Source organism: Pseudomonas sp. Irchel s3a12 (genome assembly GCF_900187485.1).
GTDB classification, from domain to species: Bacteria; Pseudomonadota; Gammaproteobacteria; order Pseudomonadales; family Pseudomonadaceae; genus Aquipseudomonas; species Aquipseudomonas neuropathica.
Genome location: NZ_FYDN01000004.1, coordinates 299,780 through 314,362, shown reverse-complemented (window position 1 = coordinate 314,362; position 14,583 = coordinate 299,780). Strand labels below are relative to the sequence as shown.

The 14,583-nt window shown below is 60.4% G+C and carries 11 protein-coding genes, 5 tRNA genes and 1 pseudogene; 12 read left to right on the top strand and 5 right to left on the bottom strand.

The genetic code is table 11. The features are described 5' to 3' along the window. The first annotated feature begins 89 nt into the window (after positions 1-89). Both CKW14_RS09560 and CKW14_RS09555 read left to right on the top strand, forming a co-directional pair. Positions 90-896, top strand: coding sequence for a DUF4892 domain-containing protein (locus CKW14_RS09560; RefSeq protein ID WP_095125215.1), 807 nt, complete (start codon positions 90-92; stop codon positions 894-896). 69 nt (positions 897-965) lie between these two features. After that, positions 966-2,018: an AI-2E family transporter gene (locus CKW14_RS09555; RefSeq protein WP_093442276.1), complete on the top strand. Its 1,053-nt coding sequence runs from the start codon at positions 966-968 to the stop codon at positions 2,016-2,018. A gap of 571 nt (positions 2,019-2,589) precedes the next feature. On the opposite strand, the gene xopAW is transcribed toward CKW14_RS09555, so the two are convergent. The 3 genes from xopAW to CKW14_RS09540 all read right to left on the bottom strand — a co-directional run bounded on the left by xopAW (position 2,590) and on the right by CKW14_RS09540 (position 5,490). Continuing rightward, complete coding sequence (gene xopAW, locus CKW14_RS09550) at positions 2,590-3,444, bottom strand: XopAW family type III secretion system calcium-binding effector (protein ID WP_095125214.1); 855 nt, start codon at positions 3,442-3,444, stop codon at positions 2,590-2,592. A gap of 235 nt (positions 3,445-3,679) precedes the next feature. Beyond that, the gene (locus CKW14_RS09545; protein WP_095048641.1) at positions 3,680-4,729 is read right to left on the bottom strand and encodes a HAMP domain-containing sensor histidine kinase; all 1,050 of its coding nucleotides are present in this window, start codon (positions 4,727-4,729) and stop codon (positions 3,680-3,682) included. Further along, the gene (locus tag CKW14_RS09540; RefSeq protein ID WP_095048649.1) at positions 4,729-5,490 is read right to left on the bottom strand and encodes a response regulator; all 762 of its coding nucleotides are present in this window, start codon (positions 5,488-5,490) and stop codon (positions 4,729-4,731) included. The genes CKW14_RS09545 and CKW14_RS09540 overlap by 1 nt, the downstream gene beginning before the upstream one ends. 284 nt (positions 5,491-5,774) lie before the next feature. On the opposite strand from CKW14_RS09540, the gene pyrF reads away from it, so the two are divergent. After that, positions 5,775-6,473 (top strand): orotidine-5'-phosphate decarboxylase, encoded by a 699-nt coding sequence (gene pyrF / locus CKW14_RS09535; protein WP_176471268.1) that lies wholly within the window; start codon positions 5,775-5,777, stop codon positions 6,471-6,473. Between the two features lie 125 nt (positions 6,474-6,598). On the opposite strand, the gene CKW14_RS09530 is transcribed toward pyrF, so the two are convergent. Then, on the bottom strand, positions 6,599-7,603 hold the full coding sequence (locus CKW14_RS09530; RefSeq protein ID WP_095048639.1) for an NADP-dependent oxidoreductase: 1,005 nt from the start codon (positions 7,601-7,603) through the stop codon (positions 6,599-6,601). A 237-nt stretch (positions 7,604-7,840) separates the two neighbouring features. Here CKW14_RS09530 and CKW14_RS09525 point away from each other — a divergent pair, with 237 nt between their 5' ends. The 4 genes and pseudogenes from CKW14_RS09525 to CKW14_RS30395 all read left to right on the top strand — a co-directional run bounded on the left by CKW14_RS09525 (position 7,841) and on the right by CKW14_RS30395 (position 12,270). After that, a complete protein-coding gene (locus CKW14_RS09525; protein ID WP_016983635.1) occupies positions 7,841-8,602 on the top strand; it encodes an SDR family oxidoreductase in 762 nt (253 codons plus the stop codon). Between the two features lie 190 nt (positions 8,603-8,792). Further along, positions 8,793-10,193 carry a PLP-dependent aminotransferase family protein gene (locus tag CKW14_RS09520; RefSeq protein WP_095048637.1) on the top strand — a complete coding sequence of 467 codons (1,401 nt, stop codon included), beginning with the start codon at positions 8,793-8,795 and terminating at the stop codon, positions 10,191-10,193. Continuing rightward, positions 10,126-11,409 (top strand): annotated as a pseudogene (locus CKW14_RS30400) (HAMP domain-containing protein); the annotation flags it as partial. The gene CKW14_RS09520 and the pseudogene CKW14_RS30400, both read left to right, overlap by 68 nt. Further along, positions 11,389-12,270: a methyl-accepting chemotaxis protein gene (locus CKW14_RS30395; protein WP_371857737.1), complete on the top strand. Its 882-nt coding sequence runs from the start codon at positions 11,389-11,391 to the stop codon at positions 12,268-12,270. The pseudogene CKW14_RS30400 and the gene CKW14_RS30395, both read left to right, overlap by 21 nt. A 623-nt stretch (positions 12,271-12,893) precedes the next feature. On the opposite strand, the gene CKW14_RS09510 is transcribed toward CKW14_RS30395, so the two are convergent. Continuing rightward, a complete protein-coding gene (locus CKW14_RS09510; protein ID WP_176471267.1) occupies positions 12,894-13,652 on the bottom strand; it encodes a hypothetical protein in 759 nt (252 codons plus the stop codon). Between the two features lie 383 nt (positions 13,653-14,035). On the opposite strand from CKW14_RS09510, the gene CKW14_RS09505 reads away from it, so the two are divergent. The 5 genes from CKW14_RS09505 to CKW14_RS09485 all read left to right on the top strand — a co-directional run bounded on the left by CKW14_RS09505 (position 14,036) and on the right by CKW14_RS09485 (position 14,581). Further along, positions 14,036-14,111, top strand: a tRNA-Glu gene (locus tag CKW14_RS09505). 2 nt (positions 14,112-14,113) lie between these two features. Continuing rightward, positions 14,114-14,189: transfer RNA gene (locus CKW14_RS09500), tRNA-Gly, on the top strand. A 104-nt stretch (positions 14,190-14,293) separates the two neighbouring features. Further along, positions 14,294-14,369, top strand: a tRNA-Glu gene (locus CKW14_RS09495). A 3-nt stretch (positions 14,370-14,372) separates the two neighbouring features. Then, positions 14,373-14,448, top strand: a tRNA-Gly gene (locus CKW14_RS09490). 57 nt (positions 14,449-14,505) lie between these two features. Then, a tRNA-Glu gene (locus tag CKW14_RS09485) sits at positions 14,506-14,581 on the top strand. The last annotated feature ends 2 nt before the right edge of the window (positions 14,582-14,583 follow it).

The following is a 14,583-nucleotide window of genomic DNA, read 5'->3' as shown; positions in this document are numbered from 1 at the left end:
GGCGGGTTGAAATGGGAGACAACTACGATGGATTTCTATACCGCTGCGACCTCGAATTACCCAGTCATGCCGATCCGATGAGCCTGACTATGCGGTCACTCAGTCTGTTGGCACTGTGCTGTTTCAGTACTGTTTCGTTCGCCGCCGATGTGCCGGGCAGTCAGGATCTGCAGATCGTGCCGCGTCTGGCCGATGCACAGATCGTCGACTACCGCCCGCCTGTGGAGCTTGAGCGGATCTATCCGCTGGGTTCGATCCGCAAGATCAGCGGGCAGTTGCGTTTCGACGGCCAGGTCACCGCCCGTGGCCAGACCACTTCGGTGACCTACGAGTTACCCCCCGAACACTCCGCCACCGAAGCTTTTACCGCCGCTCGTGAAGCCCTGCAAAAGCAGGACGCCGAATTGCTGTTCTGGTGTCAGGCGCGTGATTGCGGCGAAAGCAGCCTGTGGGCCAACGAGGTGTTCGGCAACGCCAAGTTGTACGGTGCTGACGAACAACAGGCGTATCTGTTGTTGAGACTGGCCGCACCGCGTGACAACACGCTGGTGGCGCTTTACAGCATCACGCGCGGCAACCGCAAAGCCTATCTGCATGTCGAACAGTTCGAGGCGGCTGCACCGTTGGGTGAGCTGCTGCCGACCTCGGCGACCCTGTTGCGTCAGTTGAAAAGCACCGGTGAGCTGGATTTTCCTGATCGCGTGAATGACCCGGACTATACATGGCTACGCCTGATTTCCCGTGGCCTTAATCTCGATACGACGTTGCGCGTGACGGTGTCCGGGCCGAAAGCCGAGGCCTGGCGACAGGCTCTGATCAATCAGGGCGTGCGGGCGGCACGCATGGAGACCGGCAGTGTCGAAGGCTCTGGCCTGCGCATCGATCTGTTGCGTTAAGCTGTTTCGGGCGAGCACGAACTGCGTGTTCGCCTACTCTTTGCCTGACTGACTTTTTCGAGACCTTACATGCTCAATAACGATCGCCTGCTGGTGCAGATCCTGCTGCTGGTGTTGTTTGGTGCCAGCCTCTGGGTGATGGCGCCGTTCTGGTCGGCCCTGTTCTGGGGCGCGGTGCTGGCATTCGCCAGTTGGCCGCTGATGCGTCTGTTGACCCGCTGGCTTAATGGCCGTGAGTCGCTGGCTGCGGGGATTCTGACGCTGGGCTGGATGCTGCTGGTGGCCGCGCCGCTGGTCTGGCTGGGGTTCAACGTGGGGGATCATGTGCGTGATGCCACGGCGTTCATCAAGGATGTGCAGGTCGACGGTCTGCCGGAAGCGCCGGTGTGGCTGGGGACTTTGCCGTTTGTGGGCGAGCGCCTGGTCGGGCTGTGGAACAGCATCGATCAGCAGGGCGCCGCGCTGATGGTGTCGATCAAACCTTATCTGGGGCAGGTCGGTAACTGGCTGCTGGCGCGCAGTGCGCAGATTGGTGGCGGGATTCTCGAGCTGACGTTGAGCATTGTCTTTGTGTTCTTTTTCTATCGTGACGGGCCGCGACTGGCGGCGTTTGTGCACAGTCTGCTGGAGCGCTTGATCGGGGATCGTGCCGGGTATTACATCGAGTTGGTGGCGGGTACGGTGCAGCGGGTGGTCAACGGGGTGATCGGCACGGCGGCGGCGCAGGCGGTTCTGGCGTTGATCGGGTTTTTGATTGCCGGGGTGCCGGGGGCGCTGGTGCTCGGGATTGTCACCTTCCTGTTGAGTCTGATTCCGATGGGGCCGCCGTTGGTGTGGGTGCCGGCGACGGCCTGGCTGGCGTGGAAGGGTGAGTACGGGATGGCGGTGTTTCTCGGGATCTGGGGGACGTTCATCATCAGTGGCGTGGACAACGTGCTCAAGCCGTATTTGATCAGCCGCGGGGGGAATTTGCCGTTGGTGATTGTGTTGCTTGGGGTGTTTGGCGGGTTGATTGCGTTTGGGTTTATCGGGTTGTTTATCGGGCCTACGTTGTTGGCGGTGGCTTATAGTTTGTTGACGGATTGGAGCAAGAGTCAGGGGCGGGTTGAGGAGCGGCGCTGATTTTTGTGGGCATATCCGTTGCTGCGGGTGTTGCTGATTAAGGTTCCGCCCTTACGGCGGGTCACTTTTTCCAGACGCCGGAATGCCGGCCCAGCGAAAAGTAACCAAAAAGGCTTGCTCCTACGTGCGGCCCGCTCGCTGGGGCTCGGGGTTCCTTCGCTGCGGGATCGATCCGGGCGCAGCGCCTACGGTTTGCTTCGCTGCACCTCCTCTCGCTGTGTTTGGCTGCGCCAAACCGTCGCTGCGCTCCCACGCCCGGATCAATCCCTCCACTCAGCCTTCCGACGTCGCTGGTGGATCAAGATCAAGAGCAGCAGCCGAGCTAACGCTCATCCTGTTGAGTGGTGAAGAGCGTGGAGTGTTCGGCGTTTGATTTGCGTTGTAGCTGCCCCTCACCCCAGCCCTCTCCCGAGGGAGAGGGGGCCGAAATGTGTGCTTTTCAAAGCCTCAGTTCGACGCGGTATCGCACGTCGGCGTGCCTCTCCCAAACACCTCGGTCAGTCCCCTCTCCCTCTGGGAGAGGGCTAGGGTGAGGGGCTTTTGATTGTCCGCGGCAAATAGTGTCTTCGACTCAAGTCGCCACATTCAAATACTTGCCCACCGACGCCGTTTTCTCCAGCGAGTACTGTTTGCTCAGATTGGCAATCATGCGGTTCAGGGCTTCGGTGGTGCTCTGGGTAGAAGCGGTCTGTTCTTCATCCGGCCGTTCTCGCCCTGCCTGTAAAGCCGCTTTCAGCTCGTCGCTGCTTACACCGCCGCTGCTGTCGCTATCGAGAACCTTGAGCAGCGCGGCACTGGTGTCAGTGCTGGTGGTTGAAGTCGCGCTGTCGCTGGCTTGCAGTGCGCTGCCGAGTTCTGTCGCGGTCACGCTACCGTCGCCATCCGCATCAAGTTGGCTGAACAGTTCGTCGCTGTTGATGTGTGGCGGCGGTGGAGGTGGCGGTGTCAGGCTGGCGGTGAGTTCGTCCTGGCTGACGGTGCCGTCCTTGTTCTTGTCCAGGGCGGAGAAGATTTCGTTGCTGTCGGCAGTGCTGCCGGCGCTGGTCAGGCCGCTGCTCAGTTCGTCGCTGCTGATGGCGCCGTCACCGTCGCTGTCGAGGGCGCTGATCAGGGCGTCGGCGAGGTCGGTGTCCGGTGCTTGATCGTGTGGCGGTGGCGGGGGCGCCATGGCGGTCATTTCTTCGGCGCTGAGGCTGCCGCTGGCGTCGCTGTCCAGATCACCGAATTGTTTACTCAGGTTGACCAGCAGACCGTCGTCGTTCTTCTGCGACAGGGCGCTTTTCAGTTCGTCCTGATCCACCGCGCCGTCGCCGTTGCTGTCGAGTTTGGCGAACAGTTCTTTTTGCAGTTGCTGGCTACGGGCGTTTTGCGTGGAGGTACTGCTGGTGCTGGTATAGCTCGTGTAGTTGCTGACGCTACCGATCATCGGACTCACTCCCTGGAATGGAAAACCGGTGGGTGTACCGGCTTATGCAGCGTCGGGGCGCAAGTTGTCGGGGGTATGTGGGGTTTGTACCGGTGAGTACACACGATGCAATGAACACCCCCGAACCCTGTGGGAGCGAGCCTGCTCGCGAAGAGGGCGGTACATTCAAAGGAGATACTGGATCAACTGACGCCTTCGCGAGCAGGCTCGCTCCCACAGGGGGGCGGTGGTGTTCTCAGGTGCGCGGCAGGCGAATGATGGCGGTAAGGCCGCCGCCGGGGGTTTCTTCGAGGTTGAGCTGACCACCCAGGCGCTGGGCCGCTTCGCGGGCAATCGTCATACCCAGCCCCACACCGCCGGAGTTGCGATTACGCGAGCCTTCCAGGCGATAAAACGGTTCAAACACCGCTTCACGCTTGTCCTCGGCAATCCCCGGGCCGTGGTCGATCACGCGGATCAGCAGTTGCTCGCGTTGATCCTGCAATTCGATGCGTGCCTGGCCGGCATAACGCAGGGCATTGTCCATGAGGTTGTTGAGGCACGAACGCAGCGCCATCGGCTGCACCGGCAGAGGTGCGCAATGGCCGCTGACCTGCACGTCGGCACCTTGGTCCTGAGCGTTTTCGCACAGCGATTCGACCAGCGCCTGCACATCCATCAACTGCAAGGCTTCGCTGGTGCGCTGTTCGTGCAGATAGGTGAGGGTGGCGTCGAGCATGCCGATCATGTCGTCGAGGTCTTGGCGCATCTGGCCTTGCAGCTTTTCATCGCTGATGTTCTCCAGGCGCAGTTTCAAGCGTGACAGCGGTGTGCGCAGGTCATGTGAGACCGCGCCCAGCATCCGTGCGCGCTGTTGCACCTGTTCGCGAATGCGTTGCTGCATCAGGTTGAAGGTGTAGGCGGCTTGTCGCGATTCCCGCGGGCCGGACTCGTCGAGTGGCGGGCTGTCGAGGTCTTCGCTGAGACGTTCGGCGGCGTCGCTCAGGCGCTGGATCGGGCGACTGAGCAGTTTGGCGCCGTACCAGGCCGCGATCATCAGCGTGATGAACTGAAAGGTCAGCGGCACCACCGGGCCACCGAACCACGGACGCGGTGGCCGTGGCGGGTAGCGCGGATCATGTGCCATCGGTTGCCCTTCGGCGCCTTGGGAGAACTCCGGTGGCGGCGGGGGCGGCGGTGGCCCGTAGAGGCGGAACCAGGCGAACGCCAGCAGGTGCGCCAGGACAATCGCCACGAACAGCACGCCAAACAGGCGCCCGAACAGCGTGTCGAAGCGCGCCCGCATCAGCCGATGTCTCGCGCGTCGAACAGGTAACCCTCACCGCGCACGGTTTTGATCAACTGCGGTGCTTTCGGGTCGTCGCCGAGTTTCTGCCGCAGACGCGAGACCAGCAGGTCGATGCTGCGGTCGAAGGCTTCGATCGAGCGACCCCGGGCCGCATCGAGCAGTTGCTCGCGGCTGAGTACCCGACGCGGACGTTCGATAAACACCCACAGCAGGCGGAATTCGGCGTTGGACAGCGGCACCACCAGACCATCGTCGGCGATCAACTGGCGCAGGACGCTGTTCAGACGCCAGTTGTCGAAACGAATGTTCGCGCGCTGTTCGGTTCGATCGTCGCGCACCCGGCGCAGAATGGTTTGAATGCGCGCGACCAGTTCGCGTGGCTCGAACGGTTTGGCCATATAGTCATCGGCGCCCAGTTCCAGGCCGATGATGCGGTCGGTCGGTTCGCAACGTGCGGTGAGCATCAGGATCGGGATGTCCGATTCAGCGCGCAGCCAGCGGCATAGCGACAAGCCGTCTTCGCCGGGCAGCATCAGATCCAGCACGACAACGTCGAAATGTTCGGCCTGCATCGCTTGACGCATCGCCGCGCCGTCGGTGACGCCGCTGGCGTGGATATTGAAACGCGCGAGGTAGTCAATCATCAGCTCGCGGATCGGCACGTCATCATCGACGATCAGCGCGCGAATGCTCCAGCGCTTGTCGTCTTTAGGCTCATCCGTCGCGGTCATTTGGGTGTTGTGCATGAGGCTGTTCATCTGCCAGTAGGCCGCCAACCACAAAAGATGGGCTGCGAGGTTGTGGTTTCAGCATAGGCGTCCGGCCGTGAGGCGGGAAGTGCTGATGTAAGGACGTATTGCGGCTGGCGAGGCTAGCGCGGGTGCTTGTTGCTGGCGTGTCGGTTGTGTATCGGAGTCGACACAATAGCAGCGAGCGCTATGCTGATCACGGCCAGCGCGACGATTTACCGATCATCGGGTGCCGCGCTGCCGCCGGTTCCGCTACAATGCGCGCCGATTTCGACCTGCCTGAGAGCCCATTCATGTCCGCCTGCCAGACTCCTATCATCGTCGCCCTGGATTTCCCTACCCGTGACGCCGCACTGAAGCTGGCCGACCAGTTGGACCCGAAACTGTGCCGGGTCAAAGTGGGCAAGGAACTGTTCACCAGTTGCGCCGCCGAAATTGTCGGCACCCTACGTGACAAGGGTTTTGAAGTATTCCTCGACCTGAAATTCCACGACATTCCCAACACCACCGCGATGGCCGTGAAAGCCGCTGCCGAGATGGGCGTGTGGATGGTCAACGTGCATTGCTCCGGTGGTATGCGCATGATGGCCGCTTGCCGTGAAGAGCTGGATAAACGCAGCGGCCCGCAGCCGTTGCTGATCGGCGTGACCGTGCTGACCAGCATGGAGCGTGAAGACCTGGCTGGTATCGGTCTGGATATCGAGCCGCAAGAGCAAGTGCTGCGTCTGGCCGCGCTGGCCGAAAAGGCTGGCATGGACGGTCTGGTGTGCTCGGCGCTGGAAGCCTCGGCACTGAAAACTGCGCACCCTTCGCTGCAACTGGTGACCCCGGGAATTCGTCCGGCCGGCAGCGCGCAGGACGATCAGCGCCGCATTCTGACTCCGCGTCAGGCGCTGGATGCCGGTTCCGATTATCTGGTGATTGGCCGTCCGATCAGCCAGGCGGCGGATCCGGCCAAGGCACTGGCTTCGGTTGTCGCCGAAATCGCCTGATCAGGCACCGCAAAACCCTGTAGGAGTGAGCCTGCTCGCGATAGCGGTGTGTCAAACAACGTTAATGTTGACTGACACACCGCTATCGCGAGCAGGCTCACTCCTACATTTGTTTTGTGGTGGTTTTAGATTTTCAGCACCAACTTGCCGAAGTTCTCACCGCTGAACAATTTCATCAGCGTTTCCGGGAAGGTCTCCAGCCCTTCGACGATATCTTCCTTGCTCTTGAGCTGCCCCTTGGCCATCCAGCCGGCCATTTCCTGCGCGGCGCTGGCGTATTGCGCCGCGTAATCCATCACCACAAAACCTTCCATCCGCGCACGGTTGACCAGCAACGACAGGTAGTTGGCCGGGCCTTTGACCGCTTCCTTGTTGTTGTACTGGCTGATCGCGCCGCAGATAACCACCCGCGCCTTCATGTTCAAACGGCTCAACACCGCATCGAGGATGTCGCCGCCAACGTTATCGAAATACACATCGACGCCTTTCGGGCATTCGCGTTTAAGCCCGGCCACGACATCTTCGGACTTGTAGTCGATGGCACCGTCAAAACCCAACTCATCAATAAGGAATTTGCACTTGTCGGCGCCGCCGGCAATGCCAACCACGCGGCAGCCTTTGAGCTTGGCAATCTGCCCGGCGATGCTGCCCACTGCGCCCGCTGCACCGGACAACACCACGGTGTCGCCGGCCTTCGGTGCGCCGACATCCAGCAGGGCGAAGTAGGCGGTCATGCCGGTCATGCCCAGCGCTGACAGGTACACCGGCAGCGGTGCCAGTTTCGGATCGACTTTGTAGAAACCTCTTGGCTCGCCGAGGAAATAATCCTGCACGCCAATGGCGCCGTTGACGTAGTCCCCGACCGCAAAGCCAGGGTTGTTCGAAGCAATGACTTTGCCTACGCCCAGCGCGCGCATGACTTCACCGATACCGACCGGCGGGATGTAGGACTTGCCCTCGTTCATCCAGCCACGCATCGCCGGATCGAGGGACAGGTATTCGTTCTTGACCAGAATCTGGCCCGCCGCCGGTTCGCCGACCGGTACTTCCTGATAGGTGAAGGTCTCGCGGGTAGCCGCACCCACCGGGCGTTTGGCGAGCAGGAACTGGCGATTGGTGTGGTTGGACATGGCAGGCACTCGAACGGAATGAAGCCTTGTTGATAGACCTTCGCCGGCATTGGCGCAAGGTTGGCTGATGCGGCGAATGCACGCCGATCCAGTGCAGTGATGATCACCGGGATGGTTCTATCACTGCGACGCATGGTCACATAAACAGCCATTGGATAGTGCTGACGCACGGCAGACCCCAATGGCTATGCTGCCATTCCATACATCCCCTGCATCTATCCCTTCGAGGACATAACAATGAGCATGACGTTTTCCGGTCAGGTTGCTGTAGTCACTGGCGCGGCCAACGGCATCGGCCGTGCGACCGCCCAGGCGTTCGCCGCCGAAGGCCTGAAAGTGGTGGTCGCCGACCTGGACGCGGCAGGGGGCGAGGGCACGGTGGCGCTGATTCGTACAGCCGGCGGCGAAGCGACCTTCGTGCGCTGCAACGTGACCGTCGAAAGCGAAGTGAAAAATCTGATGGACGAGGTCATCAACACCTACGGCCGTCTCGACTATGCCTTCAACAATGCCGGCATCGAAATCGAAAAAGGCAAACTGGCCGACGGCTCGATGGATGAATTCGACGCGATCATGGGCGTCAACGTCAAAGGCGTCTGGCTGTGCATGAAGTATCAACTGCCGCTGTTGCTGGCGCAGGGCGGCGGGGCGATCGTCAACACCGCCTCGGTAGCGGGACTGGGCGCGGCGCCGAAGATGAGCATCTACGCGGCGTCCAAGCATGCGGTGATCGGTCTGACCAAATCGGCGGCCATCGAATACGCGAAGAAGAAAATCCGTGTCAACGCTGTGTGTCCGGCGGTGATCGATACCGACATGTTCCGCCGTGCTTACGAGGCCGACCCGAAGAAGGGTGAGTTCGCCAACGCCATGCACCCGGTCGGGCGCATCGGCAAAGTCGAGGAAATCGCCAGTGCCGTGTTGTACCTGTGCAGCGACGGTGCGGCATTCACCACCGGCCACTCGCTGGCAGTGGATGGCGGCGTCACCGCTTTCTGAATCACGCCCAAGAACAACAGCCCGCATTCGTTGCGGGCTTTTTTGTGGGCAGCGGTCAGTTCCGTGAAGCCTCTTAAACAATGTGTATCAAACGGTTAGAACGGTCGCTTTTGGCGGCGTTGTCGCACAGCCTGTCCGGCGCGGCTGTGATTTACTGCCGCCAGCAAAACGGACAGGAGTTTGCTTGCTCATGGAATTGAGAATTGATCGACAGGCAATGGTGCCGGTCGTGCAGCAGATTGTTGACGGACTGACCGAGTGGATCCTGCAAAGTGGCGTACCGCCGGCCACCCGTTTGCCGTCCGTGCGGCAAATCGCCCGGGGCAATCTGCTCAGCCAGTCGTGCGTGGTCGAGGCGTGTGAACGGTTGGTATCGCAGGGCGTTCTGAACTCATGCCAAGGCACCGGTTTCGTTGTCGCCGCCTCGCCATCGACACCCGGCGCAGAGGACGAACTGGCGCCATTCGAGGGCCGGTTTGCCTGGTGCGATGCCGTGTGCGATACAGCAGGTGGCTTGAAGCTTGGTGCCGGTAGCCTGCCGCAAAGCTGGCGCGAGCCTGACGACCTCAGCTATGCGCTGCGCGAGGTGGCGCGCACCGACATGGCCAGCCTGTTCAACTACAGCACGCCCTTGGGGCTTCCAGCGTTGCGCGAGCAAATCGCCAAGCGCCTGAAACTGTTCGGTATCGAGGCCCGCAGTGCGCAGTTGCTGAGTACCTGCGGCGCCAGCCATGCGCTTGATCTGATCGTGCGCACCTTGTTCAAGGCTGGAGACTGTGTGGTGGTCGAGACGCCCGGTTACGCGCCGTTGTTCGATCTCCTGCGGATGCACGGCGTGCACATGCTCGAGGTGCGTCGCACCCCGAACGGGCCGGATATCGACGCGCTGGAGACTTTGCTACAACAGTTTCGCCCCGGCGCGTTATTCATCAACAGCCATCATCACAACCCCACCGGCAGTTGCCTGTCGCCGAGCGTAGCGCAACGCATCCTGCAACTGAGCAAGACCTATGATTTGCGCGTGATCGAAGACGATGTCTACGCAGACTTGCACACCGGCAACGGCACGCGCCTGGCGGCTCTGGATAATGAGGGGCGAGTCCTTTACGTGGGCAGTTTTTCCAAGACGCTGAGCAGCTCGTTGCGGGTCGGTTTCGTTTTTGCCGACAGCGACATGGTCAGACGGCTGGCGCAGGTCAAGATGATCAGCGGTCTGGGGGCGTCAAGGTTTACCGAAGCGGTGCTGGCCAGCCTGATGGTCAGCGGCGCTTACCGCAAACTGGTGCAGCGCCAGCGTCAACGCCTGAATGCCGATCGCGCGGCCGCATTGCAGGCGCTGGAGGACGCCGATTGGGAGGTTTTCGGCAAGCCTGCGGGTGGCTTGTTCATCTGGGCCCGCTCGCGCATGGCCGATCAGGTTCGGGTGCGTCGGCAGGCTCAACGCTGCGGCGTATTGCTCTCAGCGTCTGAGGCGTTCAGCCCCAGTGGCGAGTCGGGCGACTGGCTGCGCATCAACGTCGCCTATGCTTGTGATCCACGCGCCCGGCAGTTTTTTCGCAACACCGGTTCGGATCGACCTCAAGTGTTCTGAAAACGACGCAAGCGTAGCTTTTTGCCATTATTCCGACGCCAGAGACTTGTGCTGCTTCATGGCCGTTGCGACTCTTCGCTCTACTGACAATGGCAGGGGACTACGCGCAATGATTTCGGCCATGCAAGGACGTTTTGCCAACCTCGGTATGGCGAAAAAACTGGGTATCGGGTTTGTGCTGGTTTTGCTTCTGACCGCGCTGGTGGCGGCCATCGGCGTTTGGTCCCTGCAAACCATCAGTCAGCATTTCGACGGGCTGAAACAGATGTCTTCGCTCAACAGTGGTTTGCTCAAGGTGCGCCTGCTCGAGCAGGAATATGCCTTGCGGGGCGATCCGAAGACGGCCGATGCCCTGCGTAAGGGCGTCGACGAACTGGTTGCTCTGGCTGATCAACTCAAGACGCAGTCAGCGGCGAATGGGCCGGTAATGAATGATGTGCAGCAGTCGCTGGGCGCTTATCGTAAGGCGTTCGACGAGTTTGTCTCGTTGACTCAGGCCAAGGACCTGGCGCTGGAAATGGCCAGTTGGTCGGTGTCCAGTGTGGCCAACAACCTCGACGTATTGCAGGCCGGGCTTGCCGACGACGGTGCTTATACCTTGAAGGACACCGAGGGCAAGGATGGCGCGCAGTTCATCGAGCAGGCCAGTCAGGTCAGCCAGGTTTCGCGGTTGATGCTGCAAGCGATGAATGAAGCGCGGATTCGCCTCGATCAAAGCCGCAAGGGCGATGCCGACAGTGCCGGCAAGGGCAATATCGAACAGGCCGCGCAGGCGCAGGCGCAGGCCGAAGAATTGAAAACTACGGTCAAGGACGAGGGCTACCTGACCGTGCTCAATGAAGTGTCCGGGCACATCGCCGGTTTCAACGACAAATTGGCCGAATACACCGGGTTGCTCGCGCAGGAAAAAACCGTCTACGAGCAATTGCACCAGCGTGCCGACCAAGTGGTTGAGCGGGTGAATCAGGCGTATGTCGCTGAAGACGGCGCGATGCAGGCAGAACTGAAGAAAAACTCGCTGCTGATCATCGGCTCATCGGCGCTGGCATTGCTGGTGGGATTACTCGCCGCGTGGCTGATCACCCGACTTATCGTCGCGCCATTGCGCAGTGTGATTCAGGTCGCGCAGCAGATTGCCGCCGGCGACTTGAGTGCGACCGTGGCAGTGACCCGTCGCGACGAGATCGGCCAGTTGATGCTGGCGATGCAACAGATGGGCGCGGGTCTGAGCACCATCGTCAGTGGTTTGCAGGCGGGGATTGAGCAATTGGCCAGTTCAGCGCAATCGTTGTCGACGGTCACCGAGCAGACCAACCTTGAGGTCAGCAGTCAGAAGGAAGAAACCGAGCAGGTTGCCACGGCGATGAACCAGATGACCGCCACCGTTCACGACGTTGCACGCAACGCCGAAGAAGCGGCGCGGGCGGCGCAAACGGCGGATGACAAAGTCGAGAGTGGGCAGCAGGTGGTGCGCCAGAGTATGGCGCGCATCGAGCAACTTGCTGATTCGGCGACTTCGGCCAGTTCGAGCATCGAAAGCCTCAGTGCTGAAATCCAGAATATCGGCACGGTACTCGGGGTGATCAAGAGTGTTGCCGAACAGACCAATCTATTGGCGCTGAATGCCGCCATCGAGGCGGCGCGGGCCGGGGAGCAGGGCAGGGGCTTTGCGGTGGTGGCCGATGAGGTGCGCGCGCTGGCTCGGCGCACGCAGCAATCGACTGAGGAGATTGAACGGCTGGTCAGTGCTTTGCGCTTGGCGGCGCATTCGTCGGTGCAGCAGATTCAGAGCAGCGGCGAGTTGGTGAAGCTGGCGGTGAGTGATGCGTTGCAGACCGAGAGTGCGCTGGGGAGTATTGCGGCGGCGGTGTCGTTGATTCAGCAGATGAATCAGCAGATTGCGGCGGCGGCGGAGGAGCAGAGTTCGGTGGCGGAGGAGATCAATCGCAGTGTGACGAGTATTCGTGCGAGTGCGGATCAGTCGTCGATTGCGATGCGTGGGAATGCGGCTTCGAGTGTTGAGTTGGCGCAGTTGGGGAGTGAGTTGCGCGGGATGGTTGGGCATTTTCGGCTTTGACGCTTTGACGCTTTGACGCTTTGACGCTTGGCGGCCTTTGGGCCGACCAGGTTCTTGGGGTTTTGGGGGGATATCCGTTGCTGCGGGTGTTGCTGATTAGGGTTCCGCCCTTACGGCGGGTCACTTTTGGCAAACGCCCCAAAAGTAACCAAAAGGTCTTCGCCCTGACGTTCGGCCCGCTCGCTGGGGCTCGGGGTTCCTTCGCTCCGGGATCGCTCCGGGGGCATCGCCTACGGTTTGCTTCGCTGCACCTCCTCTCGATGTGTTCGACTTCGTCGAACGGTCGCTGCGCTCCCACCCCCGGATCAATCCCTCCACTCAGCCTGCCGACGGGCTTTCAGATCAAGATCAAGAGCGGCAGCCGAGCTAACGCTCATCCTGTTGAGTGGTGAGAAGCAGATGCGGTTGTGAGGTGGGCGTTGCTTTTGCTTTTCTGTGGGAGCGAGCCTGCTCGCGAAGGCGGCCTGACAGCCGACCAATCCGCTATCGGATGTACTCAGTCCCAATGTAGGAGTGAGCCTGCTCGCGATGACGGCCTCACGTCCACCGGGTATCTATCAGGTTCACTCCCGCGAGCCCACAAAAAAGCCACCTCTCGGTGGCTTCTCTTTCAACCTCTGCATTCAGTCGTAAATCACTTTCTTCTTCCAGTCCGCATCGGCCTCGACATCTTTGAGGCCGGCGGTCAGTTGGTTCTCTTCACCTTCAACCGGTGCAATCTTGTCCATGACCTGGGCGTTCGCGCGGGCCAGGAGTTTTTCCAGGTATTGCAGTTGTTCTGCGTACATCTGCGGATCCTGCTGTTTGCGCAGGTATTGCACGCCGCGTTCGAAGGCGAGGCGGGCCTGGCCGGGCTGGTTTTGTTGCAGGGACTGTTGGCCGAGGTTGTTGAAGAATTCGATGTGCAGCAGCACCAGAATGTGGCGGACTTCGCGGATCCAGTGTTTGGCTTCATTCGGTGGCAGGAAACCATCGTGGGCGGCGCGGGTGATCTGGCCGTGGAGGGCTTCGAGCAGGAAGCGCACGTCTTTGGCTTTGGCTTCGGTCAGGATCGGTGCCGGTGGGTTGTTGACCGGGATCGATTCGCCTTGGGCGACCAGGGCGCTCAGTTCGGTGATGCGTGCTTTGGTGGTGGCGCTGGTTTTTTCCAGGTTCAGCAGGCGCTGGCAGACGTTCAGTTCCAGACGGGTCAGCAGCAGCTTGAGCGCCGGGGTCATGAACTGGCCGGGGAAGGTTTCGGTCAGTTCGCCGCAACGGCGCAGGCGGTCGTTGAGTTCGACCTTGGTGCGGGCCTTCTCCAGTTTGTTGTTTTCCACCACATGGTTCATGTAGCCAATGGCGATCAGAATTGCGATCCCGGCTACGACTAGCAGGGTGATCATGAGTGGTGTCACCGGTAAGACCTCTTTATAGGGTTCGCATGCGAGTGTAGTGGCTGGGCATTTAGTCGCCTAGCGCCGCTCGACGAGTTGGATCGGCAGGTTCAATCTGTATCGGCCGCACGCTGCTTATATGAATGCTGGCGCTGCGAGTGCAGATTGCCATCACTGTGGGTGGACTATAGCGTCTTGGCGAGTGGCGGAATATAGGCGTCAATCGTCGGGCGACGGAAAAGCCTGATTGCCGCCGTAAAGGTCGTCGAAGTCATTGATTTAAATAAATTTATATCAGGGGGTTGACGACCTCTCAATCCATCCATAGAATGCGCGCCACTTGCAGCGTAAAGCACACAGCGAAGCGCGGCAGGGAGTGAATGTTGTAGTGTGTCCCCTTCGTCTAGTGGCCTAGGACACCGCCCTTTCACGGCGGTAACAGGGGTTCGAGTCCCCTAGGGGACGCCAATGCGGGAATAGCTCAGTTGGTAGAGCACGACCTTGCCAAGGTCGGGGTCGCGAGTTCGAGTCTCGTTTCCCGCTCCAATTTTAAACAGTAGCGCTTTCGGGCGGTGCTGAGTGAAACCAGAACCAAGTCTTCGGATACGGATCTGGACACCGAAACACACACCATGTGTTCCGGGTAGCGTGTCCCCTTCGTCTAGTGGCCTAGGACACCGCCCTTTCACGGCGGTAACAGGGGTTCGAGTCCCCTAGGGGACGCCATTTGCGGGAATAGCTCAGTTGGTAGAGCACGACCTTGCCAAGGTCGGGGTCGCGAGTTCGAGTCTCGTTTCCCGCTCCAAATTCTAAAAACGCCGCTCAGTGAGCGGCGTTTTTATTAGTGAAAGTTGTAGTCTGTGTCCCCTTCGTCTAGTGGCCTAGGACACCGCCCTTTCACGGCGGTAACAGGGGTTCGAGTCCCCTAGGGGACGCCATT

Coding starts and splice junctions, on each gene's coding strand:
- CKW14_RS09545 (WP_095048641.1), bottom strand. CDS start 4,729: ATGCGGGCGCGCTTCGACACGCTGTTCGGGCGCCTGTTTGGCGTGCTG.
- CKW14_RS09560 (WP_095125215.1), top strand. CDS start 90: ATGCGGTCACTCAGTCTGTTGGCACTGTGCTGTTTCAGTACTGTTTCG.
- CKW14_RS09530 (WP_095048639.1), bottom strand. CDS start 7,603: ATGTCCAACCACACCAATCGCCAGTTCCTGCTCGCCAAACGCCCGGTG.
- CKW14_RS09520 (WP_095048637.1), top strand. CDS start 8,793: ATGGAATTGAGAATTGATCGACAGGCAATGGTGCCGGTCGTGCAGCAG.
- CKW14_RS09525 (WP_016983635.1), top strand. CDS start 7,841: ATGAGCATGACGTTTTCCGGTCAGGTTGCTGTAGTCACTGGCGCGGCC.
- xopAW (WP_095125214.1), bottom strand. CDS start 3,444: ATGATCGGTAGCGTCAGCAACTACACGAGCTATACCAGCACCAGCAGT.
- CKW14_RS09510 (WP_176471267.1), bottom strand. CDS start 13,652: ATGATCACCCTGCTAGTCGTAGCCGGGATCGCAATTCTGATCGCCATT.
- CKW14_RS09540 (WP_095048649.1), bottom strand. CDS start 5,490: ATGAACAGCCTCATGCACAACACCCAAATGACCGCGACGGATGAGCCT.
- CKW14_RS09555 (WP_093442276.1), top strand. CDS start 966: ATGCTCAATAACGATCGCCTGCTGGTGCAGATCCTGCTGCTGGTGTTG.
- pyrF (WP_176471268.1), top strand. CDS start 5,775: ATGTCCGCCTGCCAGACTCCTATCATCGTCGCCCTGGATTTCCCTACC.
- CKW14_RS30395 (WP_371857737.1), top strand. CDS start 11,389: ATGCTGGCGATGCAACAGATGGGCGCGGGTCTGAGCACCATCGTCAGT.